Origin of the sequence: Paraburkholderia kirstenboschensis (assembly GCF_904848585.1) — a bacterium.
GTDB classification, from domain to species: Bacteria; Pseudomonadota; Gammaproteobacteria; order Burkholderiales; family Burkholderiaceae; genus Paraburkholderia; species Paraburkholderia kirstenboschensis.
The window spans coordinates 92,854-114,304 of sequence record NZ_CAJHCR010000003.1 but is presented as its reverse complement, the minus strand read 5'-3'; the positions used below and the strand labels follow the sequence as shown (position 1 = coordinate 114,304).

Genomic DNA, 21,451 nt, shown 5'->3' with positions numbered 1-21,451 from the left:
GGACTTTGGGAGAACCCGCTGCCATGCACGAAGGGCAATCAGAGGCGTCGACTCTATATCTCTATCTGCAATCCGAATTAAACTTTGGCCGTTGCCGACTTGGCGCGAGTGTGAGCCATTTGCTGCCTCGGCCAGATGTGTCGCCCAGTCAAGGAGACACTTTCTCCCAGCCGGGGCCAGGATCGAATGACTTCATCGCCTCCGCTTTCTGCGCGGTGTCGGCGCCCAGGTCGCGCTCATATACCTCGCCAGCCTGGCTCACCATGAAGCTCTTGATACCGGTGTCTCCGTACCGCACGGGCCAGGCGATAACCGCAAATCCGCCGAACAGCTTGCCGCGCGCAACGTAGTCGTAGGCGCCACCGGGAGCATGCGGCCCCTGTGATTTGAGCAGTTTGTAGTGGTAGCCGTAATAGCCGCCGTCCGCGCTATGACGGGCGCCCGCTTTCAGGAACGCAGGGCCAAGCGGGCTGGGCGGTTCGTCTGGGCCAGTGGGCCAGTACAGGCCATCCTGCTTACCCGGCGAACTAGTCAGTTTCGATGCATACGCGAGAAGCCCGTCGCCGTCATGATCGGTCAACGCATATTCGCGTTGCGCGTCATAGATCGCCAGCATAGTTTGCATTACCGCCAGTTCGTTGCGTCCGATACGGCGCAAACGCATTTCCTCGATGCCGTCGCGGATATCGAACTGCCATCCCTGTGCGGACTTGACCAGAGGTACGGGAAATGTCCAGCCGTCGTTGCCCACTGCAATACGGGCGTGTCGCGAGTCGACCTGCTCAATGGTATGTGAGGTATCCCAGGCATCGCGGAAGCGACTTCGGACCTCGGCGCCCACGGGAGGAATGAGATTGCGGAACTCATGGCCGAAGATGGTCTGCAGTGCCGCCTCCTGGTCATTGAGGACTGCGTTGCCGAATGCATCCATTGCCGCTTCGGGCGACGGAAAGCTTTTCTGCGCGTGCACGTCGGGCGCGATCCCGAAGAACAGCGCGCAGACCGCCGCCGTCATGCAGCACCCGTTGGCGAGCCACGCCCGCCAGGATCGCAACGGTGACTTCATGATCTCGGCTCCCTAAGGCTCGACCTGACATCGGTCGCTGTTCATTGTTCATTGTCCGCGGCTTGTAGCTCGCTTGTGGCTCGCATGCCGCTCGCCTAGCGTCTTCCACGTCCGCCGCCTCCGCCCCCTCGCGACATGCCGCCGCCTGCGCCGCCGCGATTGAAACTGGATGCCTGCGCGCTCGCTCGTCCGCGATCGTAGCTGCGCTGTGCGGAGTTGCCGCGATCCACTCCCTGGAAGGCGTTGTCTCGCCCGCCACCGTAGCCGCCGCCGCCGCCGCGGTCAGAAGTGCCTGCGCGGTTAGCCGCGGACGATCTGTCCGTCGCCGCCATGCGATCGCCGCCAGCGGACCTGTCGCCTGCACTCGGACGATCGGTAGCGTTGGGCCGGTCGGCCGCAGCGGCGCGATTAGCCGAACCGGAGCGATCGGCGGTCGTCGCGCGATTGCCTCCGCCCGCACCTGCGCCGCCCCTGTCGCCGGCTGTTCCGCGATTGCCCGCGTCGCCTCTCGCGCCCGAGCCGTTGCGTTCACCGGCACCGCTTTCGCGGCCGCGAAAATCGGAACGTGCGTCTGCGCCCGACACGTTGCGCGAGTACTTCTCGCGGCTTGCGTTGTCGCGGTAGGCAACGCCTTGACGATGACTCGAATCGTGTTTCCAGCGTCCGCCCTCGACCTTGGTGCGATCGAAGCTGCGATCGACGTTCCTCGCTTTATCGACATTGATGTTGACGTCGCCGCCGCCCCAGTTGCAGTTGCCGAATATGGCGCCCGCAGCCGCGAGGCCGACGCCCCAGGCGAAGCCCGTCGCCAGTGCCGCGCCCGGATAGTAGGCCGGGGAGGGTGGCCAATAGTACGGAGGGTAGGTCGGGTAGCTCCACGATCCGTAGACTACCGTCGGGTTATACGCGGGCACATAGATAACCTGCGGGTTGGCAGGTTCGATCTTCACGATCGTCTGTCCGGTTTCGGGCGCCGCTTCGACAATCACTTTTTGCTGTTCATTCGACTTGAGGTTGCCCGACTTGTCTGCTCGCGCCCGCAAGCGCTGGACGGCGGCCAGCACGTCTTTCTCCTGCGCGAGAAAGGCATCGCCGAGTTTTTGTGTCCAGTCGAGTTTGTCGCTCATAGGTTCGAGAATTTGCGGGAAGGCGACGAGCGACTTCACGCTAATGTCCCACGTCTGGCTCTCCACGGCCTTCACGGCGTCTTCGCCCTTCAACTTCGGGTTAGCCTTGACCCAGCGCGCCGCGTACACGATCTCCAAAGGATACGTGGACGCCATCAAGACTTGCGACAGCAGAGAGTCGGGATAAAGGGCGACCGGGGCCACCAGCGCCTCGATCTCCTCTGGCTTGAACGGCGCGGGCTGAGGCGGAGCCGGAGACTGCGCGTGCACGGCGGCCGCGCCGAGGAGCAGCAGTAGCATTGCGAACCGTCGTACTGCTTTAGCCCAAAGTTCTTTCCACAGAGACATGACCGCTCCTTACCTGGCTACGAATCATGATGGCCAATTTCGGACCGGAAAGAATCGGACGTTGGTCCTATCGTGCCAGATTGTCACTGCGCTATTTAACGCAACAGACGTCGTAGCGAATGGCGTCTCCTTCACGCACCATTTCGAGCCCGTGAATCTCCGTTTCGAAGCCGGGGAATCTGGCTTGCTGTTCGTAGCAATTTCGCAGATAGGCGAGTACCGAGGGTTTGTCGAACTGTTCGCCGGGCATGATGACAGGAATGCCCGGCGGGTAAGGCACCAGCATCACAGCCGCAATGCGGTCTGCGAGCTCGTTTAGCGGCACCATCTGAACCTCGTTGCGCACGAGTTTGTTGTACGCGTCGCAAGGAAGCTGAACCTGAGTGGGCAAGTCGGTATAAATGTCGCCCATCAGTTTCAGTGTGCCGAACTCACGATAGAAGTCGTGGATTCGTGCGGCGAGCGTCTTGATCCCGACCCCTTCGTATGCGGCCGGATGCAGTTTGACGAGGTCGGGGAACACGCGGTCGAGCGGCGCATCTGTGTCGTACAGTTCCTTGAAGCGGAACATCTCGGCGAGAAGCGTGCCCCACTTGCCCTTCGTGATTCCGATCGAGAAAAGGACGAGGAAAGAATAAAGGCCGGTTTTCTCGACGACTATTCCACGGCCCCACAGGTAGCGACTCACGAGCGCTGCGGGAATACCCTGTGCCAACAATTCTCCGCGAGGATCCACGCCCGTGCAGGTAAAAAGTGAACTGAAGCTGGCGGCTTTGCCGGTCCAGTGGGTCGCGGTGACGCCGCAGGAGCGCTTTGCCGCAGTGCGGGAGCATCGGGTCGACACTCTTGTGCGGGGAGGCGGATACGCTCATGCGCGCGCAACTCGAAATCCCCGCGAAGATCGTACCTGTGTCGAACGTCGACGCCGGGATTGGAGATGTGATCGACCGCAAGGCCAACGTGATGTTCGCGGAACGTTCGATCCTGCTTGCCGCCGCGACCCGCGCGCCTTTCGGCGACCAGGTGACCGTGCTCGACCGGCGCTTCACCTACGCGCCTGTGGCAATCGGCTTTGCACAAGGCGAAGACGATTTGCGTCTGGTAGTTGATCGAACCTTGAGCCGATTGTTTGCTTCTACTGAGTTTCGCGGCCTTTATGCGACGTGGTTCGGCCAGCCCGATCAGGATGCGCAAAGGTTTTTCAGTGTCGTGGCGTTGCCTGAGTGAACGCCCCAAGGGTGCCGAAACGCTTCGCCATACGAGGAGTGACTATGGTTTCCCGACTATGTAACTGTTGACAGGCCACCATGCGCTAGTGCGGCGTGGCCGGCACGCGTGCGCTCCACTCAACTGGAGTGCCGCGCTTTATCGCAGTGCCCTTGCACATTTGGGGCGAGGAGGCACGACGCTCGTAGCCTCCGCCGCCGGGGCGCTGTGGCTGCGGGCGTCGTATCCGGCATTGGCACTGGCCAGGCCCTCGCCAGGCTCTCCTTCCTGCAAAAAACGTTTGCGCTTTGCGGTGTTGCTCAATTGTCCAACATCGACAATGAGAACCTGGGCGCGAGAGCCAAATATCGCGTTAGAAAACACGCCATCGCTCTCTGATTTCATCGCGTTTTCCCGCCACAAAGGGTATTCCCTCACTGCGCAATCGATATCGCGTCGTTATGTGATTCCAGACAATGCGGCTTATGGGAAGAGGCCAGTGCGGGTCTGCATTTTCATTGCAATTTTGGCATTGCGATTTTTCTTGTCTGAGAACGCCTGGCAATGCATGTACGCCGCTAACTAAGACTTGTTTCGTTCAATGGAAAAAGGGCGGTTTTACCGCTTGATGTTCGGCGTTCGTACTTATAACATGCACTGTGTGGCAGACATAATTCGGTTACCGAACGATGTGCTCACGCCGGGAGACCAGGCTGTGGCGGGACGTATCAAATTCGCCAACAGCTTGCACGGGTCGGAGATATCATGATCCATGAAATTGTGGGGAGCCGCGACCCTGTCACAAAGGTCTCGGGTGCCATGCGGCGGTCACGCGCTCAATGGCGCCGTTCCCGCTTCGGCTTCAGCGAATGGTCACGTGCTCCGTGTTTGCAATCGGTCGTCAGTTCGAATAGCGAAGCGAGCGCCTCCGGCCGCTCAGTTCAGCAGGCTGGATTTCCGATGTTCTCCATTTCTAGCGCTGGCGCTGCGATGGCGCCAAAGCATTCTGCGGATGCCAACGCGCAATCGCCGGGGCGCAAGCGAATTACTTTCCCCCGCCTCGCGGCTTTTATTTCATGGGTGTCTGAACGGCACCGCCGCCCCGACAGGTTTTTCGACGTAAAGACGCCTTTGAGAGAAGCACTCGAACTATTGCCGGTAGCGATTTTCGCAGTGGATCAACAAGATAGAATTACGTTTGCGAATAGCAGTTTGGCCGAGATTTTTGGCTACACAATAGAAGAACTCATCGGCGCACCCGCTGATACTCTTTTCCCTGCGGACTGCGATCTGGATAAGAGCTTGCCGGCCCCGAGTGGCGCACGCTCCAGGCGCAGCTTTAGCGCACCGACCAGACAGCTATTAGCCGCGCAGCGGCGCAGCGGTGGAAGCTTTGCTGCTGAGGCTAACACGGTCGAATACCGTCTGCGTAACCGGTCATTGCGAATCACAGCCATATACGATCGAACGGGATGCAGTGAGGTTGAGCATAGCCGTAAGGAGCTTGCGCATCTGGCCCGCGTGTCGTCTCTCGGAGAATTGACGGGGTCGCTCGCTCACGAACTCAACCAGCCGCTCACTGCAATCCTGACCAATGCTCAGGCGGCCCAGCGGTTCGCGGAGTCCGATACGATCAATCGAACCGAACTCAATGAAGCATTGAGTGACATCGTCTTGGCGAACGTGCGGGCGAGCGAAGTGATCCAGAAAATTCGCACGTTGGCCAGAAAAGGTGATATCGAGCTTCTGCCATTGGACATCGGCAGCGTGGTCGATGATATTGCGTTGCTTGTGCATAGTGACGCAATGGTTCGCGGCGTCCGGACCACGTTCGATGTCGCCAAAGACCTGCCCATGGTCTACGGCGACCGGGTTCAATTGGAGCAGGTCCTGCTCAACCTGATACTGAACGGTTTTGACGCTGTCAAAGACTGCTCGCCAACGGATCGCACAGTCGATACGACCGTGCGGGCGGAGCCTGGTGGAGGCGTGAGGATCACAGTGAGAGACCGTGGCCACGGACTGAAGCTGGATAAGATAGACAAGCTGTTCATGCCATTTTTTACCACGAAGCCCCAAGGGCTCGGTCTTGGGCTTTCCATCAGCCGTACGATCGTCAATGCGCATGGCGGGCGGCTATGGGGCGAAAATAACCAGGGAAAAGGTGCGTCGTTCCACGTCACGCTGCCACAACGGCATGCCATGGAGGAAGACGCCTCGCGTCGCACATCATGAGCCAAACTATCGCCCGCGTGTTTATTCTCGACGACGACGGACTGGTGCGATCAGGCCTTGCGCGTTTGCTGCGTGCGGCCGGCCATCATGTCGAGTGCTTCGACTCTCCAGAAGCACTCCTCGACAGAACCGATCTTGCCGACTTCCCCACATGCCTCCTGCTCGACCTGCAGATGCCCGGCATGAATGGGCTCGACTTGCAGCGCCGGTTGCAGCGGCGCATGCCCATCATTTTTCTGACCGGCCACGGCGACATCAGTTCGAGCGTCGATGCAATGAAGGCGGGGGCACTCGACTTTCTGCCCAAGCCGGTATGCGAAGCCTCGTTGCTTGCGGTCCTCGACAGGGCGCTCAAGGTAGCAGTAGAAGAGTTCAATAAACGACGCGAGCGCGAAGAGATCGAGGAACGTGTCGGTCACCTGACGCGCCGCGAGCGGGAGGTGATGGCGCTCGTTCTGACGGGACGGCTGAACAAGCAGGTCGCGAGCGATCTGGGTGCGGCTGAGAAAACGATCAAGATCCATCGCGCGCGAGTCATGGAGAAGATGAAGGCCAGATCGATCGTCGAACTCCTTCGTCTATCCGACAAGGTTCAGGTGCGCGACGCTGAATGACACTTCCTTCGCGATGGCCGTCCTGGAATCGCGAACGGTCCTCGGAACGCCTCGCAAAGACTCCGCGGGGCCGCCCGCACAAACCGCCTCTAGCGCGAAGTCATTATTTTTCGCGTCGCTAGTGGACTAAGGTCTTATATCGAAACGTCGGTTCTCTCGCTACGCTCGGCTAAAAAGGCGTAATTACGCAGCGACCTCGCGAGCGGACTGTCCTATGGTCAACCTTAAACAAATCGTTGCGGTGGCGGACGACGACGAGTCTGTTTGCCGCGCCATCGTACGGTTGATGCTGTCCGTTGCGAGCAGGGCGGAGACCAGTCACTTGAAAGTACTCGTGACATGGTCGAAGCTGGCGCGTCAGCGGTACGAAGAGGATTACGTAAGCTACATAGAAGCACTCGACGCCGAGCCCGCGCAGCCGTCCGCATGGGAGGCAAGATGAGACCGACGGAGGTCCTTGCTTGCCACGATTGCGACTTGCTGCAACTGGGGCCGGCAGTCTCTCCCGGCAGTACATTGCGCTGCCGGCGCTGCCATGCAGAACTGCGTCGCGGTCGTTCCAACGGCCCGGAATATGCGCTGGCGTTCACGCTGGCCGCCGTCGTACTGCTGATCATCTCGAACGTCAGCCCGATCGTCGGCTTGTCAGTCAACGGTCATGTCGTACGGACGACGCTCGCCGGCTCGGTTCGCGTGCTCTACATCGACGGAATGTGGCCGCTTGCGTTACTCGTGGGCATCACGACGATTGTGATGCCGGCGCTGCAGACACTTTCGATGTGCTGGCTGCTCGTTCCGCTGCGTTTCGGGCGTGTGCCGCCTTATGCGGTCGAAGCGTTCAGGCTGTTTCGCCTCGCTCGGCCCTGGGGAATGACCGAAGTGCTGATTCTTGGCTTGCTCGTCGCCCTCGTCAAACTCGCTCACATTGCAAAGGTGGTGCCGGAGACCGCGTTATGGTCGTTTGTCGTTTTGATGCTTCTGCTTGCGGCCGCTTCTGCGTCGTTCGATCCACATGAGCTATGGGCGCGCATAGCGCGAGCACGTGCGCGTCACGCGGAGCGTCCGTTGAAGCTGCGGCTGTCCACGCCGGGTGGCGCGACGCTCACCGCGGCCGGGTGCGGTCTCGTGCTGTGTCACGAGTGTGATCTGCTTGTTCCAGCGCGACACGAAAAGGGTCATGTACGAGACTGTCCCCGTTGCGGATCGCCGTTGCACAGCCGCAAGCCACTGAGCCTTTCCAGGACATGGGCCTATCTTCTCGCTGCCGCGGTTCTATACGTTCCCGCGAACGTGTTGCCAGTGATGGACACGAGTTCGCTCTTTGGCGCACAGAAAGACACCATCATGAGCGGCGTCGTTTATCTGTGGGTTTCCGGCTCGTGGCCGCTCGCCGCGTTGGTGTTCATTGCAAGCATCGTCGTGCCGATGCTCAAGATCATGGGCCTCGCGTACCTGACGATCTCGACGCAGTTGGGGTCGCGGTGGCTTCCCGAACAGCGTACGCGCATCTATCGCGTGGTCGAGCTCGTTGGCCGGTGGTCGATGCTGGACATCTACGTCATCACGATGCTCGTCGCGCTGGTGCAGTTCCAGGCGCTTGCGACGATCAAGGCAGGTCCGGCGGCCATCGCCTTCGGCGCAGTCGTGGTGCTGACGCTATTCGCCGCGCTGTCGTTCGATCCGCGTCTCATGTGGGACGCAGCGGAGACGGATCATGTCCGGGCCCGACGAAGCTAACGACACCCCGGAACTTCCGCAGGCGGATGTGATTCCGCGCTCGCGCTGGCGCATGCAGCTTGTGTGGCTCGTGCCTATCGTGGCGGTGTTGATTGGCGGATGGCTTGCTACTAAAGCCGTGCTCGAACGCGGCGAGAAGATCACGGTCAGTTTCAAAACCGGCGAGGGACTCGAAGCGGGCAAGACCAAACTCAAGCTCAAGGACGTCGACATTGGCATAGTCGAAGCGGTCATGCTGTCACCCGATCAGAAACGAGTGGTGGCCCGGGCGGAAGTCACACGTGACGTGGCGAACCTGCTGGTCGACGACACGCGCTTCTGGGTGGTGCGGCCGCGCATCTCGGGCGGTACGGTCTCCGGGCTAGGAACGCTCTTGTCGGGCTCGTACATCGACGTCGATGTCGGGAGCTCGAAGAAGTCGCGCCGCGACTTTGTCGGACTCGAAGCGCCGCCTGTATTCGCAAGCGATATGCCGGGCAGGGAGTTCACACTCAAAAGCACGGGCCTCGGTTCCCTCGACGTCGGGTCGCCGGTTTTTTTCCGCAGGCTTCGGGTGGGCCAGATTGCTTCTTATCAATTGGACCCCGACGGAAAAGGCGTAACGCTGAAGGTATTCGTCAATGCGCCTTACGATGCGTTTGTCAAAGCCGATACGCGCTTCTGGCACGCGAGTGGCGTCAATATGGAATTCGATGCGAATGGCCTGAAGGTGGAGACGCAGTCGATCGTCTCGGTGATCATCGGCGGCGTCGCGTTCGAATCGCCTGCGGATACGACAGAAGACATCCCGGCTGCCGCGAATACGCGCTTTGAACTCTATACATCGCGTGGCGACGCGATGAAACAGCACGACCGTATTGTCGATCGGTACGTCGTGAACTTTACCGATTCGGTGCGAGGGCTCACGGTGGGCGCACCTGTCGATTTTCGCGGTGTGGTGATTGGGGAAGTCAAGGCGATTTACACGCGTTTCGACCGCGGCACACGGCGGTTCAGTATTCCGGTGGAGGTCGAAATTTATCCTGAGCGCTTCACGTCGCGCTATCAGACGGGCGCGGGCGGCCGGCTTCACGAAAATCCACGCGAGCTCGCCAACTATCTCGTCGCGAACGGTTTCCGCTTTCAGTTGCGAAGCGGAAACCCTTTGACTGGCCAGCTTTACCTGGCATTCGATTATTTCCCGGACGCGAGGAAGGCAAGCATCGACTGGGACAAGACGCCGCCCGAGCTTCCGGCGGTGCCGCGTACATTGCAGTCATTGCAGGATTCGGTGACCCGCCTCCTGACGAAACTCAACGCCATTCCATTCGAAGCAATCGGCAACGACGCGCGCGCGGCGATGAAAACGACCAATTCGCTGCTGTCGCAGGTGGACAAGAATGTAGTGCCGAAAGCTCACGACACGCTTGTGTCTGCGCAGTCGGCACTCGACTCCGCGAACAATGCGTTGCAACCGGATTCGTCGTTGCAGCAATCCACTGAAGAAGCGATGCGGGAACTGACGCTGACCGCTTCCTCACTTCGCAATCTGGCCGATTACCTGCAACAGCATCCCGAAGCACTCGTTCGGGGCAAGTCGGAGCAAAAGCCGTGAAGATCGTCTACGTGTATCTTTTGCCCGCGCTCGCCGCCGTTCTGATTAGCGGCTGCAAGTCGCCATCGGCCGCGTTCTATACATTGAGCGCAGATGCGCCCGCAGCCAGCATGAGTGCGGCGCGCCCACTGTCGGTGGTAGTGGGGCCCGTGACCATACCCGATGTGGTCAATCGTCCGCAGATCGTAACTCGCATGGAGGGCAACGAAGTCGCTGTCAATGAGTACGCCCGGTGGGCGCAGCCGTTGAAAGGAGAGATAGCGCGGGTAATCGCCGACGATCTCGCGGCATTGCTCAACACGCCGCAAGTATCAGTATTCGACGGCGCTGCCGATCCGCTCACCGCATGGCATGTTCGCGTGGACGTGATGCGTTTCGAGTCGATGCCGGGCAAGGACGTGACCGTGGACGCACGTTGGACCGTGCGCCCGCCGGGCAAGGGGCGGGCCATATATGGACGCTCTGTTGCACTGGAAGCGGTGTCGGGGCCGGGCATGGGGGCAGTAGTGGCCGCGCATAACCGGGCACTCGCGACGGTCAGCCGCGATATTGCCGCGGCAGTGGAGGCGAACGACGCACCTTGATGGCGGGCGCGACGGAAGGCGACTGTCAAACAACGCGCGGCGCGGCAATCATTCACTGACTAAACCAGCGATACTGGAGTGTCAACGAAATGGAAGTGAAGTCTCCGCCGGCTCGTGTGACGAGTCCGTGCGAGAAGGCTAACTTGGTCGACCAGCCACGTGCAATGGGCACGGAGAACGTCATGCCGTATCGCATATTGGCCTGTCGATCGGCGGCGTCGACACCGTTCGTCGTGGTTCGGCCGCCTGCTGCATAGCCGATATCGCCTGCAATCCAGAGGCCGGGGCGAAACCCGTAGCCCAGGTGAAACTGAAAGATCATCAATGGCGCCTGGCTACGCTGCTTTCCGCGGAAAAAGTCGTTGTTAGCCGTGAAGAACCACGCACCCGCGGATCCGTCCATGAACCAGTTTCCGAATGGCTGCGAGATGCCCACTTCGGGCTTGACTGCCCATCGGTTCGCGCCAATGTTGACGAGCCTCGAATCAACATATTGCCCGGACGGCGCAATGACCGTAAGGCTGGTGCCAAGCGACGTGGTCGACTCCGGCTTTGTGAAGGCTTCGGGCGGCAACGGTGGATTACCGAAAAGGTTGTATGTGAGGCGAAGTCGCATGTCGCCCATGCCGCCTCTATGTACTTCGGTGGGCGCATCGATCACATTGCCGCTGACGTTGCCGCGCGCGAACGGCACCCCGACGCCGAACGAGGCCGTGTGACCTAGCAGATCGAAGGTCCTGACGTAGCCGAGCGTCAGCAGGTTGAACTGGGCCTGTACACCGGTAAGCGGTAAAGACGAGTCCGTCAGTACATCGCCCGAAAGGTGCGAGTATGTTGCGAGCAGGAAATTGGTGCCTACAGGCGACGGGGAATACGAGCGAGGTTCCAATTCCTGTGAACAGGCTGGGGCGTTGGCCAGGAGAGTGCCGAATGCACCTGCACACGCAAGCGCCCAACGGCACCAGGTACGCATCATCGTCGGCCTGAATGGACGGTTGAGCGCAGCGCGCGACCGCGCTCGAAAATGAACCGGAGTTGACAAATCCAGCGTACCCGCAGGCCAATCCGCCAGAAATACGACCTTGGTCTGATTACAGGGGTACTTCAGCGGTGCGACCATGAACAGACGCCGATTGAGATGAGCGTGGACTACGCTTTGTATCGGCCGTCAGCGCGGGTCCTCTCGCTCATACAACCGGTCAAGGAGCAGCATCATGGCCGAGCTACTGCTTGGAAATATCGACGAGACATTGTCCGATGAAGAGATCGGCGAGTTCCTGGTGAGGTACGGGTTCCCGCGCTTCGACGCTATTCAGCGACTCCCCGGCGCCGGCTCGCGTCCCGGCGCGTTACTGACTTTCAACGACGTGAACCCTAGCTCCTTGAGAACATTACAGTCGCGCATCCATAACATGTACTGGAAAAAACACTTGATCAGTGCGCAGATTCTTCCGGAACGCGACGAGACTTAAAAAGTGCGCCAGGAGCCGGCGATGAGCATGCTGTCGTGGTTGTTGAACCGCTCTCGTCACGACGATCGAGGCGATCACCAGCAGATGAAGAAAATGGTGGAGCGCGTCGTCGGTATGAGTCCGCCGTTGCGTCTCGCGCGGAACTTTGAGGCGCGTCTGTTGCCAGCGTTGACTGAAGCCGTGCGCTACATCGAGCGGCTCACTGCGGAGGTCCCCGCCGCGCGCGAGGCGACTGCTGCAGCATGGTCCAGCGATCCGTGCATTCATGCCTTTTTCGCGGCCCCGCAGGACGTATGTGCCGCATTGAGTCAATCCGAACACTTGCGCAGTTACTTCTCGACGCACGCGGAATCCGTCGAGGCTTTCGCGGTGTTGGGAATGGCCATGGATCAGAGGCACGTGTTCGGCGTTGCTCAGCACGGCGTAGTCACCCGTTCGGATGTCGCTCAAACTACCGTCAGTTTCAGCGATCATCAGGTGCGCGTATGCGGCGCAACCGATACGGAACTCCGGCAACAGATCATGCTGCGTCTGCTCGACCAGTTGACGTTGCAGGGCCTGCAAAAAATCGAAAGCGACGAGTCACGGCGCGATGCCCTCGAAGAAGAGCGCGCACTGTTCAGAGCACGCCTCGCGCTATTGGAGCGGCAGGCCGCCGGCGTGCGGTCCCTGCTGGGAAGCAAGGCGCCGCCGAGCGTGGGCGAGATGGCGCGCGCCCAGGCGCAACTCGATCGGAACGAACAGGAACTGGCGCAGCTCGGTCTCAAAACGGAGACGATCGAGCGCGGGCTGGGCGTGATTTGCGAAGTGCTGTCTTCGCCGGAGCCATACCTATGCGTGCAACAGAAAAAGCTGCGGCTGGACCCAATGAATATCGTAGCGGATGGAACGGATGGTCGCGAGGCGAACGAGGTCGAATTCACGGTCGTGCAACTGCCTGAGTCCACCGACCTAACGCGCGCGTTCGCATTGCTGCGCTTCAAACGCAGTGATCTTCTCGCTGAACGGGATATGTTCGGAGACGCGAGGCGGCTGCTGATCTGATCGATTCTATTGGTGTGAATCCGGCGGCGCCGCACCCGCGGCGCGATGCTTTTCGGTCGGCGCGAGTGGATTGTCCGGCTTCATCGGATCGGTCAATTCTTGCGGCATCTCGGTCCACGCGAGAAGAAGATGGAAAGTCACGGCGAGAATCACCGGACCGATAAAGAGTCCGGCCACCCCTAGCGCAAGCAGACCGCCTATCACGCCCGACAGGATGAGGACCATCGGCAAGGCAATGGCGCGCCGTATAAGTATCGGCCGCATGATGTTATCCAGCACCGACACGCAAAGGGTCCACCCGAGCAATACGATGGCGACGAGTCTCGCGTCGTGGGCGAAGAGCCAGCCGACACAAGCCAGCATCGGTAACAGCGGGCCGAGCTGGATCAGGCACATCATCAGGATCAAAACGCTGATGACTCCCGCATAGGGCACGCCTGCAGCCCAGATGCCGATGGCGCCCAGCGACGCCTGAACCACTGCTGTCACCACCACGCCGAGTGCGATCGCGCGGATCGATTGACCGGTCAGATGCACGATGCCGTTGCCGTTTTCCGGTGCTATGCGAAGCGCCAATGCGGTGACGAGACGGACCGCTGCCTCTCCGTCGGCATAGAGCAAGCCGCACACGATCACCATCAGGATCAACTGCACAGCGAACATGCCAAGCAGGCTGACCTGCAGGAGCAGCCACTTCGCGAACACGGCAGCATACGGCTGGACTTTCGCGAGGATGCCGCCAGCGCCGGCATCTGACAGCGTTTGCCACTCGCGTGCAAGTCCTCGCAACAGTGGAACGCCCGAGAGCCAGGCAGGCGGAGACGGAAGCGCGTAGTCCGGTAGTACCTTGATGAACGACATGATGTCGTCGGCATGTTCTGCGAGCGTCGAAACGGCGCCGAACGCTGGTATGCAGATCAATACGATCTCGATCAGCAGCATGACGGTCACGGCCAGCCAGCGGCGTCCGCCGAGGCTGCGCTGTATCTTCAGCATGAGGGGCCAGGTGGTGACGACGATTGTCGCGCCCCAGATCAGTGCGGGCACGAACGGGTGCAGGATGTACAGGCTGGTGCCAATGAGCAGCAGTAGCGCACACACGGCCAGCACGATACGCGCGAGGTCGACAGTGGGGCGATACATTTGGCGTTGCGCGTTGGAGTCTTGCGAAGGGCGAACTATTCTGTTCATTCTCTGCATCCATACGTCTGCGAGTGCGAGACTTGAACCGCGTCAGCACGCGGCATGCGCGCGGGCTATCACTCAGTCGTAATACTCGATTCCTGTCGCGAAGGGAACTTCATCCTCGGGGCTCTGGACCGTTTCAGTCAACAGATTGTGCATCTCGACGACGTCGACGCCGCGCTCTCTCATCTTCGTGACGAAGTCGAAATGATCACGCTTCGCCTGGCTTACCCAGATGACGTCGTCGAAAAGTAGATCATCGCAATTGCTGGGAGTCAGGCGCTGGTGCGCGAGGCCGGGCGAACACACCATGACTTTGCGCAATCTGCCTGCTTCAGAATGAACGCCGAATGCGCCTTTCTCCGTGCTCATCGTGCACCTCCTCGGAGAGGTAATGATCCGATGTGAGCGCCAGTTCCGGGGCTGTGCGACAAGATCTGCTGAGGGCGCACACTTGTTCTCATGACTAGTACCTGGCTGTCCGGATCAATGTGACGGAGTTCGGATAGAGAGACAATAAGACTTTGGTCCGACGCATTCGCGCGAGTGAATGCTTTAGCATTGTTTTCAGCCGTGGCGTTGGCGACGGTGCGCTTCGACTTGAACAAAATGAGGGGAATGTCATGAACCGCCGTACATTTTGCAGTTCCAGCACGCTCGCCTTGAGTGCCTATCTGGCCGGATGTACGACTGCGTCGAGCCCCAGTGCGGCAGAGAACCAGAGCAAGCGCCAGGAGATCGATGCCGGTGCCGACGGCACCATGAGCCGGCTCTTCTCGATGGCACAGGGTTCCAGCGAACTTGCATCGAAAGCGCAGGGCATACTCGTGTTCCCGCGCGTGCTTGCCGCTGGGCTCGTTGTCGGTGCGGAGTACGGAGAGGGCACGCTGCGTGTCGGCGAAACATCTGAGGGCTACTACCGCGCAACGACCGCTTCCTTTGGTCTGCAGGCCGGCGCGCAGTCCAAGGCAATCGTGCTGATGTTCATGACGAAAGACGCGCTCGACAGCTTTCGTGCCAGCAAGGGCTGGACAGCCGGCGTGGATGGGTCGGTGGCGTTATTGAAAGTCGGCGCCAATGGCCGGCTCGACACCAATACGGGTCGGGCACCTATCGTCGGGTTCGTGCTGACCAACGCGGGGCTGATGGTCAACGTTTCATTGGAAGGCACGAAGATCGGAAAGATCAATATCTAGCCGACGTCTGGCAGAACCCGGCAGCGCGAGGCCCGAACGAAGGGCCTCTTCTGTTTTATCTTTCTGGTTTGAGGTGCAGTGGGTTGAAGGCGACTCGGCGCCCCGCGATTTGTCACGGCGTCGGTCGCTCGCGTTTTCGTCACTTTCCGCCGGACTTATTTGCTGATCTCCTGCGGCTCCACTGATATCGCGACCGCTTCGTTGTAGACGACTTCCACCTGATCGCCTTTCTTGATGCGCTTGAACTGTTCAGGATCTTCCACGACGATATCGACCGAATTACCCTGCGGACCCTTCAGCGTCACCACGTTGGTCTGCGGGTTCAGAGCGACGACATTGGCCATCACCGTGATCGCACGGGCGGCCGTTCCCCCGGGTTTTGCCCCTTCCGGTGCGCGGTTGAGCGTTTGACTCTCGCTGACTGTCGCGGGTCCGGTGGTTTTCTTCAGGCTAAGCGTGAGCGCCTGCGTGTACTCGGCTGCGACCGTATCGCCGAGCTTCAACTGGCTGAAGTTCCTCGCTTCTTCGCCGACCGTGACTTGCACGATTTTTCCCTTGGAGTCTTTCAGCCAGACAGTCCGGGTATCCGGCTCAATGCCGACAATGGTCGATTTCGTCTTGACTGTTCCCGTCACGGAAACCTTGCCCGGCTCTCTCGTCACGCCGTACTTCGGCGTCGTATCGGCGAGTGCTCCATGTGAAAAGGCCGCGGCCAGCGCGACGATAGCGAGCTTTGTGGTGTTCATGCTGATCTCCTCGAATGTCCGACCGGGGGGCCGCCGCGCCAATTACGCGGCGATGGCGTCACACGCAGGCATATGTGCTGCGCTATAACCAGGCGCTGTTCATTTGATCGTGTAGCCTCGCCCTTCCATACACGCGGCATACGCGCGGTTGAACGTATCGATGGCGCCTTGAGATTGCGCCTGACCGGACGCCTCGGCTGCGCGTCGGTTCTGCCGCGCCCTGGAGCCGCCGACCATGGTGCCGGCGACTGCGCCGATGGCCGCGCCTTTGCCTGCATCTCCGCCAATAGCACCGATCACGGCGCCACCGGCCGCGCCCCGCGCGGCACCATGAACGCGCTCGCCACCGCCCACCGCGGGTCCCGATGGCGGCGGCGGAGCGTTGGCGACCGCCGCAGGGTCGACGCCCGTGTTGTTCTTGGCCCAGGAATAACACGCACCGTCGTCCTCCTGCTGCTTCTGGGCGCTCTGTCCTTTGGCGGGGTAGGCGATCGGCTTGGCCTGCGGCGCGCCGGGGCCTAGCAGTATGCAGATTGCGAAACCGTACACGCAGCACTTCCTTAGTGTGTTCACAGCACCTCCTCGGTCGGGCTATGTGCCGGTAGCGGCCCGTCTCCTGATGATTGCGTTCAGAGGTCTGCGCACACAATGGGACCATGGTCCTATTCGGCCTGCCATCGGCCTCCTGTACAGGCATTCGCAGCGATGCTGCTTTCACGCCCTATTACACCGGAGTACCGTGACCGGAATGTCGGGTAGTACAACCCCGCAATTCGCTTAGGACCAAAGTCCGATTCCATGCTCCTGACCAGGCGTCTACGCTTGAGGGCTAGTACGGTCATGCACGCTGCCAATAGCGCTAACACAGCCGTCTCGAATGCTTGAGGCTTGCTGTCGCCGGCTCTCGCCCTGGAGGAAAACTGTCGTGACCAATGAAGCGCGCGCCGCAGGCCGGGCGACGGATGCGGTCGCGACCACCGGCTGGCGCTCGGTCTTTCCGCCTGCACAATGGCTCGGTTCCTATCAGCCAAAGTGGCTAATGAAGGATGCGATCGCCGGTGTCACGTTAGCCGCGTATGGCATTCCTGTGTCATTGGCTTATGCGTCGCTTGCCGGCTTGCCACCGCAATACGGCATCTACTGTTATCTCGCGGGCGGCTTGTTCTACGCGTTTTTCGGATCGTCGCGGCAACTTGCGATTGGCCCGACGTCGGCTATTTCGATGCTGGTCGGTGTCACCGTTGCAGGCATGGCGAATGGCGATCCCGCGCGGTGGGCCTCGATTGCCGCTCTCACTGCCTTATTGATTGCATGCATGTGCTGCATTGCGTGGCTGCTACGCCTAAGTTCACTCGTCAACTTCATCAGCGAAACGATACTCGTGGGCTTCAAGGCGGGCGCAGCGCTCACGATCGCATTGACGCAGCTTCCGAAACTTTTGGGCACGAAAGGGGGAGGCGAGTCGTTTTTCGAACGTCTCATCGTTCTCGGCGCACAGATTCCCGATACGACTTTGATCGTGCTGATTTTCGGTCTTGTCTGCATCGCCGTTTTAGTGTCAGGCGAAAAATACTTGCCAGGAAGGCCGGTCGCCCTCGCGGTCGTTGTCGTCTCGACCATCATTGTTTCCATCACTTCATTAGCGGCGCACGGCTTCTCTGTTGTAGGTGCGTTGCCGCGAGGGCTGCCCGAATTCCGTCTGCCCACCCTGCGCGTGCGAGACGTCGACGGCATTGTTCCTCTCGCATTTGCCTGTCTGCTGCTGGCTTACGTCGAGAGCGTCTCTGCTGCACGCGCGCTCGCGCAAGCCAATGGTTATGAGATCGACGCCCGGCAGGAATTGCTAGGCCTGGGTGCGGCAAATCTGGCCGCCGGGCTGTTCCAGGGCTATCCGGTCGCCGGTGGACTGTCCCAGTCTTCAGTCAACGACAAGGCCGGCGCACGGACGCCATTGGCTCTCGTGTTTGCATCGCTCACGATCGCCCTATGTCTGATGTTTCTAACCGAGCTGCTCACGAACTTGCCGACCGTGGTTCTCGCGGCGATCGTGATGGTCGCGGTCAAGGGACTGATCGATGTGCGCGAGATTCGTCATCTGTGGCGCGTGAGTCGCTATGAGTTTGCAGTCTCGTTCGTCGCTTTTGCGGCGGTCCTGACGCTCGGTATTCTGAGGGGCGTGATCGTCGCCGTACTCGTTTCAATGCTACTGATTATCAGGCGAGCCGCGCGCCCGCATGTGGCGTTTCTCGGCCGCATTCGCGGAACCCGGCGCTTCTCCGATAGCCAACGTCATGCCGAAAACGAATCTATTCCGAACGTGCTCGTGTTTCGGGTCGCCGCATCGTTGCTGTACTTCAATATCGAACACGTACGTCAGACAGTATTGGCAAAAATCCACGAAGTCAGCGAGCCGATCAGATTGGTGATTTGCGACCTGTCGAATTCGCCCGCGGTCGATCTCTCAGGTGCGCGCATGCTGGCCGCGCTGCATGGCGCATTGCAAGCTGAAGGAATAGACCTGCGGATAGTCGGCGCACATGCTGAAGCGCGCGACATGCTCCGCGCCGAGAATCTCGAGGCACGTGTTGGGCCGATTGGACGCCGGCGCTCGGTGGCAGACGTTGTAGACGAGTTCGAATCTGGCCGCGCGGCGGACTCGAATGGCTCCCAGCGAGACAAGGAACAAGCGGCCACGAAGGTCGTGAGTAAACCGGGCTGAGCGGTTCATGAAATTACGCGCGTCGCGAGGCCGGGCGAGACGCGGTTCTATCGATTGGTCGCCGGCCTGTCTTAATCATGCAGCTTTGCTACTTCGGAGAGAGCAAAAAATGAATCGACTCCTACTGATTCCAGCCACCATATCTGTGCTTGTGGTATCCACGCCAACGTGGGCGCAGACCAGCGCCGGTGCGTCGAATGCACAACACAGCGATAGCATTGTCCAGATGCATAACGAGGTTAGGGCCGCAAACGCCGCTTACAAGAAGAGAGTCCAGGCGGCGGACAAGGTTCGTAACGAGGAAGTCGCCAAAGCGCGCTCCGAGCGGGACAAAGCGATCGCCGCAGCACATTCTGGCGCGCCGCAATAACGCCGCTCCAGCGGGTAAGGGCGTAGTACGCACTCAGCGCAGTTTGGCGTCAACGAGGAGAACGAGAGATGAACAGACCTACGGGCGGTGCCTCGCGCGTTTGTGCGATCGCCGCAGTTCCGGTTCCGGTCCCGGTTCCGATTCCGGTCCCGGCTGCGGTTCCTTGTTTCTTTCCGGTCGTGCGTTTCGACCCGCCTCCTTCAATAGCCGGGCGCCGCGCACTCGCGCAGCTGCGACCGACGCGCTCGCTTGCTCACTTGTTCGTACGTTGCATGACCGGAGCTACGCTGCTTGTCGTGAGTGGGGGCAGCGTCGCTTCGAATTTGAACTTCCTGAAAGACACTCCGATCAGCTTCATGAGAGAAGCCGACCGAAAGGCGCTCAACGACGCCGCGCAACAGGCGCTGGAAAAGAAAGACGGTGAAGTCGTTCCGTGGAGTAATGCGGGAACCGGTAACCCGGTTGCGATCAATGGCACCATCACGCCGCACGACACGTCGACGAAAGGTGACCGGACGTGCCGTACCACGACGCTCGTGGCAAATGCGAAAGGTCAGACACAGAGTTGGACACCGACTGTTTGCAAGACGGCCGGCGGACCGTGGAAGATACTCAGGAAATAGCCGATCGTACGCACCCAGGCGTGCAGACACCCGGGTGTCTGCACGCCATATCCGGCGGATCGTTCAATTTCAATTACAGCGCCGTGCTCCGCTGCGCGAGCAGAGCAACGCAATTGGCGCGGTCAGAATCGTTCGGCCACGTATTTGAACGGATAGTCGGGCTCCTTGTATCCGTTCGGCTTTTGCCGGGCAGGTAGGGTGACCTTTTCGCGCGCGACGGTCTGATAGGGAATCTTTTGCAGCAGATCGCTAATGATATTGAGTCGTGCACGCCGCTTGTCGTCTGAGACCGCGACAAACCATGGGGCGAAATCGGTGTCGGACGCTTCGAACATTGCGTCGCGCGCACGCGAATAGTCGTACCACCGGCTGTAAGACTTCAAATCCATGCCGGAGAGTTTCCAGACTTTGCGCCCGTCTGTGATGCGGCCTTCCAGACGGCGAGTCTGTTCTTCTTCGCTGACTTCGAGCCAGTATTTGAGCAGGATAATGCCGGAGTGAACGATTGCACGTTCCACCAGCGGGACCGCCTTGAGAAAGCTCACCGCTTCGTTTTCGGTGCAAAAACCCATTACTCGCTCAACGCCCGCCCGGTTATACCAACTGCGATCGAAGATCACTATTTCTCCGGCTGCAGGCAAGTGAGGCAGGTAGCGTTGCACGTACATCTGGCTTTTCTCGCGATCCGTAGGTGCGGGCAGCGCGACCACACGGAATACACGCGGACTGACTCTTTCGGTGATTGCCTTGATCGTGCCGCCCTTGCCGGCGCCGTCGCGCCCTTCAAAAACGATGCAGATCTTTTGCCCCGTTTGAACGACCCATTCCTGCAGTTTCACCAGTTCGACCTGCATTGGCGTAAGTTCGCGCAGATATTGCTTATTGGATAACTTCTCACGCTCACTGACGCCGTCCTGTTTGCTTTGGTGCTTCGTCATTGCAATCTCTCCGCGCGCGCCGCCACAGCCTTATTGATGATTCCCTAGAGTATGCGGCCGCATCGCGGCAAGCAATGAGCCTTTGGTCCAATAGCGTGACTGGCTGTCCTGTTCTATCCTCGGGACATCCGACGGATGAAGGGCAGACCAGGACGCGACCGCAGCAGCAGGGCAGTGCGGCGCTCGCATTCAACGCGGCGCTGAATCCGCTTGCGAATCGTGGTTCACGAAAATGACAAAGGCTATCTGTTGGGCAAGCTGCATCGCAATACCGGATGCGTAGCGCCCGCGTGCGTCGCCCACATGCCGGTGCCACTATAAACATCGCGCGTTGCCTGGGTGGTTGGATGTCCCAGTACGCGTCGCCCGCAATCGTGCCGTTGCTGGTGCTCGCGACGCCGAGCGCAGACGGGTATGCGCCTGCGCTGCCACCGCGCCCGTTGCATACGACTGCCGCAATTTCCCCGCATTGATTCCGCTTAGTCCGCCAAGCGTGCCTTCGGCGGACGCGTCCGCATTGCTGCCCGAGCGCGTGATCGTGCCGTAGCTATGCCCGATCAGGCCGCCCATGCCGGAGGCGTAGCTGTCGCCTGGCGCCAGACAATTGCTTCCGCTACCCCAGTTTTTTTCAATCTCACCCTACGCAA

The 21,451-nt window shown here is 60.0% G+C and carries 20 protein-coding genes and 1 pseudogene; 12 read left to right on the top strand and 9 right to left on the bottom strand.

What is annotated here, in order from left to right:
• Positions 1 to 148: 148 nt before the first annotated feature.
• From JMY24_RS10345 to JMY24_RS10335, 3 genes are all read right to left on the bottom strand, one after another.
• On the bottom strand, positions 149 to 1,015 hold the full coding sequence (locus JMY24_RS10345; RefSeq protein ID WP_236597378.1) for a DUF2950 domain-containing protein: 867 nt from the start codon (positions 1,013 to 1,015) through the stop codon (positions 149 to 151).
• Between the two features lie 146 nt (positions 1,016 to 1,161).
• Positions 1,162 to 2,541 carry a DUF3300 domain-containing protein gene (locus JMY24_RS10340; protein WP_201701984.1) on the bottom strand — a complete coding sequence of 460 codons (1,380 nt, stop codon included), beginning with the start codon at positions 2,539 to 2,541 and terminating at the stop codon, positions 1,162 to 1,164.
• 91 nt (positions 2,542 to 2,632) lie between these two features.
• Entirely contained in the window at positions 2,633 to 3,277 is a 645-nt protein-coding gene (locus JMY24_RS10335; protein WP_268960766.1) for an Orn/Lys/Arg family decarboxylase, read from the bottom strand.
• A 134-nt stretch (positions 3,278 to 3,411) separates the two neighbouring features.
• On the opposite strand from JMY24_RS10335, the gene JMY24_RS10330 reads away from it, so the two are divergent.
• The 7 genes from JMY24_RS10330 (at position 3,412) to JMY24_RS10300 (ending at position 10,511) form a co-directional block, all read left to right on the top strand.
• Complete coding sequence (locus JMY24_RS10330) at positions 3,412 to 3,768, top strand: type 2 periplasmic-binding domain-containing protein (RefSeq protein ID WP_128598485.1); 357 nt, start codon at positions 3,412 to 3,414, stop codon at positions 3,766 to 3,768.
• Positions 3,769 to 4,512: 744 nt separating this feature from the next.
• Positions 4,513 to 5,982: a sensor histidine kinase gene (locus tag JMY24_RS10325; protein WP_236597377.1), complete on the top strand. Its 1,470-nt coding sequence runs from the start codon at positions 4,513 to 4,515 to the stop codon at positions 5,980 to 5,982.
• Positions 5,979 to 6,596: a response regulator transcription factor gene (locus JMY24_RS10320; RefSeq protein WP_128586543.1), complete on the top strand. Its 618-nt coding sequence runs from the start codon at positions 5,979 to 5,981 to the stop codon at positions 6,594 to 6,596. Before JMY24_RS10325 ends, JMY24_RS10320 begins: the two co-directional genes overlap by 4 nt.
• A 214-nt stretch (positions 6,597 to 6,810) precedes the next feature.
• Positions 6,811 to 7,038 (top strand): hypothetical protein, encoded by a 228-nt coding sequence (locus tag JMY24_RS38335; protein ID WP_236597376.1) that lies wholly within the window; start codon positions 6,811 to 6,813, stop codon positions 7,036 to 7,038.
• The gene (locus tag JMY24_RS10310) at positions 7,035 to 8,333 is read left to right on the top strand and encodes a paraquat-inducible protein A (protein WP_128598486.1); all 1,299 of its coding nucleotides are present in this window, start codon (positions 7,035 to 7,037) and stop codon (positions 8,331 to 8,333) included. The genes JMY24_RS38335 and JMY24_RS10310 overlap by 4 nt, the downstream gene beginning before the upstream one ends.
• Positions 8,311 to 9,927, top strand: coding sequence for a PqiB family protein (locus tag JMY24_RS10305; RefSeq protein WP_201701982.1), 1,617 nt, complete (start codon positions 8,311 to 8,313; stop codon positions 9,925 to 9,927). The genes JMY24_RS10310 and JMY24_RS10305 overlap by 23 nt, the downstream gene beginning before the upstream one ends.
• Entirely contained in the window at positions 9,924 to 10,511 is a 588-nt protein-coding gene (locus JMY24_RS10300) for a PqiC family protein (protein ID WP_236597375.1), read from the top strand. Before JMY24_RS10305 ends, JMY24_RS10300 begins: the two co-directional genes overlap by 4 nt.
• A 52-nt stretch (positions 10,512 to 10,563) precedes the next feature.
• On the opposite strand, the gene JMY24_RS10295 is transcribed toward JMY24_RS10300, so the two are convergent.
• Positions 10,564 to 11,400, bottom strand: a complete 837-nt coding sequence (locus tag JMY24_RS10295; RefSeq protein ID WP_236597374.1) for a transporter — start codon at positions 11,398 to 11,400, stop codon at positions 10,564 to 10,566.
• A gap of 325 nt (positions 11,401 to 11,725) precedes the next feature.
• Between JMY24_RS10295 and JMY24_RS10290 the strand changes: the two genes are divergently transcribed.
• Together JMY24_RS10290 and JMY24_RS10285 are read left to right on the top strand one after the other, a co-directional pair.
• Positions 11,726 to 11,983: an RNA-binding protein gene (locus JMY24_RS10290; RefSeq protein ID WP_201701981.1), complete on the top strand. Its 258-nt coding sequence runs from the start codon at positions 11,726 to 11,728 to the stop codon at positions 11,981 to 11,983.
• 21 nt (positions 11,984 to 12,004) lie between these two features.
• The gene (locus JMY24_RS10285) at positions 12,005 to 13,027 is read left to right on the top strand and encodes a hypothetical protein (protein WP_201701980.1); all 1,023 of its coding nucleotides are present in this window, start codon (positions 12,005 to 12,007) and stop codon (positions 13,025 to 13,027) included.
• Between the two features lie 6 nt (positions 13,028 to 13,033).
• On the opposite strand, the gene ydiK is transcribed toward JMY24_RS10285, so the two are convergent.
• Positions 13,034 to 14,218: an AI-2E family transporter YdiK gene (ydiK, locus tag JMY24_RS10280; protein ID WP_236597373.1), complete on the bottom strand. Its 1,185-nt coding sequence runs from the start codon at positions 14,216 to 14,218 to the stop codon at positions 13,034 to 13,036.
• A 117-nt stretch (positions 14,219 to 14,335) separates the two neighbouring features.
• Positions 14,336 to 14,584: pseudogene (locus JMY24_RS10275) on the bottom strand (arginine deiminase family protein); the annotation flags it as partial.
• A gap of 251 nt (positions 14,585 to 14,835) precedes the next feature.
• On the opposite strand from JMY24_RS10275, the gene JMY24_RS10270 reads away from it, so the two are divergent.
• A complete protein-coding gene (locus JMY24_RS10270; RefSeq protein ID WP_128598487.1) occupies positions 14,836 to 15,408 on the top strand; it encodes a BPSL1445 family SYLF domain-containing lipoprotein in 573 nt (190 codons plus the stop codon).
• A gap of 155 nt (positions 15,409 to 15,563) precedes the next feature.
• Here the strand turns inward: JMY24_RS10270 and JMY24_RS10265 are convergent, their stop codons facing one another.
• Positions 15,564 to 16,154, bottom strand: a complete 591-nt coding sequence (locus tag JMY24_RS10265) for a hypothetical protein (protein WP_128598488.1) — start codon at positions 16,152 to 16,154, stop codon at positions 15,564 to 15,566.
• A gap of 99 nt (positions 16,155 to 16,253) precedes the next feature.
• The gene (locus tag JMY24_RS10260; RefSeq protein WP_201701979.1) at positions 16,254 to 16,703 is read right to left on the bottom strand and encodes a glycine zipper family protein; all 450 of its coding nucleotides are present in this window, start codon (positions 16,701 to 16,703) and stop codon (positions 16,254 to 16,256) included.
• 376 nt (positions 16,704 to 17,079) lie between these two features.
• On the opposite strand from JMY24_RS10260, the gene JMY24_RS10255 reads away from it, so the two are divergent.
• Both JMY24_RS10255 and JMY24_RS10250 read left to right on the top strand, forming a co-directional pair.
• Positions 17,080 to 18,873, top strand: coding sequence for a SulP family inorganic anion transporter (locus JMY24_RS10255; RefSeq protein WP_128596324.1), 1,794 nt, complete (start codon positions 17,080 to 17,082; stop codon positions 18,871 to 18,873).
• Between the two features lie 642 nt (positions 18,874 to 19,515).
• Complete coding sequence (locus tag JMY24_RS10250) at positions 19,516 to 19,866, top strand: RT0821/Lpp0805 family surface protein (protein WP_128596325.1); 351 nt, start codon at positions 19,516 to 19,518, stop codon at positions 19,864 to 19,866.
• Positions 19,867 to 19,988: 122 nt separating this feature from the next.
• On the opposite strand, the gene ppk2 is transcribed toward JMY24_RS10250, so the two are convergent.
• Positions 19,989 to 20,804, bottom strand: a complete 816-nt coding sequence (ppk2, locus tag JMY24_RS10245) for a polyphosphate kinase 2 (RefSeq protein ID WP_128590210.1) — start codon at positions 20,802 to 20,804, stop codon at positions 19,989 to 19,991.
• Between the last annotated feature and the right edge of the window lie 647 nt (positions 20,805 to 21,451).

Excerpts from the sequence above, each read along its gene's own strand:
- JMY24_RS10345 (WP_236597378.1), bottom strand. The coding sequence starts at position 1,015 with ATGACGGCGGCGGTCTGCGCGCTGTTCTTCGGGATCGCGCCCGACGTG.
- JMY24_RS10340 (WP_201701984.1), bottom strand. The coding sequence starts at position 2,541 with ATGTCTCTGTGGAAAGAACTTTGGGCTAAAGCAGTACGACGGTTCGCA.
- JMY24_RS10330 (WP_128598485.1), top strand. The coding sequence starts at position 3,412 with ATGCGCGCGCAACTCGAAATCCCCGCGAAGATCGTACCTGTGTCGAAC.
- JMY24_RS10325 (WP_236597377.1), top strand. The coding sequence starts at position 4,513 with ATGATCCATGAAATTGTGGGGAGCCGCGACCCTGTCACAAAGGTCTCG.
- JMY24_RS10320 (WP_128586543.1), top strand. The coding sequence starts at position 5,979 with ATGAGCCAAACTATCGCCCGCGTGTTTATTCTCGACGACGACGGACTG.
- JMY24_RS38335 (WP_236597376.1), top strand. The coding sequence starts at position 6,811 with ATGGTCAACCTTAAACAAATCGTTGCGGTGGCGGACGACGACGAGTCT.
- JMY24_RS10310 (WP_128598486.1), top strand. The coding sequence starts at position 7,035 with ATGAGACCGACGGAGGTCCTTGCTTGCCACGATTGCGACTTGCTGCAA.
- JMY24_RS10305 (WP_201701982.1), top strand. The coding sequence starts at position 8,311 with ATGTCCGGGCCCGACGAAGCTAACGACACCCCGGAACTTCCGCAGGCG.
- JMY24_RS10290 (WP_201701981.1), top strand. The coding sequence starts at position 11,726 with ATGGCCGAGCTACTGCTTGGAAATATCGACGAGACATTGTCCGATGAA.
- JMY24_RS10285 (WP_201701980.1), top strand. The coding sequence starts at position 12,005 with ATGAGCATGCTGTCGTGGTTGTTGAACCGCTCTCGTCACGACGATCGA.
- ydiK (WP_236597373.1), bottom strand. The coding sequence starts at position 14,218 with ATGAACAGAATAGTTCGCCCTTCGCAAGACTCCAACGCGCAACGCCAA.
- JMY24_RS10270 (WP_128598487.1), top strand. The coding sequence starts at position 14,836 with ATGAACCGCCGTACATTTTGCAGTTCCAGCACGCTCGCCTTGAGTGCC.
- JMY24_RS10265 (WP_128598488.1), bottom strand. The coding sequence starts at position 16,154 with ATGAACACCACAAAGCTCGCTATCGTCGCGCTGGCCGCGGCCTTTTCA.
- JMY24_RS10250 (WP_128596325.1), top strand. The coding sequence starts at position 19,516 with ATGACCGGAGCTACGCTGCTTGTCGTGAGTGGGGGCAGCGTCGCTTCG.
- ppk2 (WP_128590210.1), bottom strand. The coding sequence starts at position 20,804 with ATGACGAAGCACCAAAGCAAACAGGACGGCGTCAGTGAGCGTGAGAAG.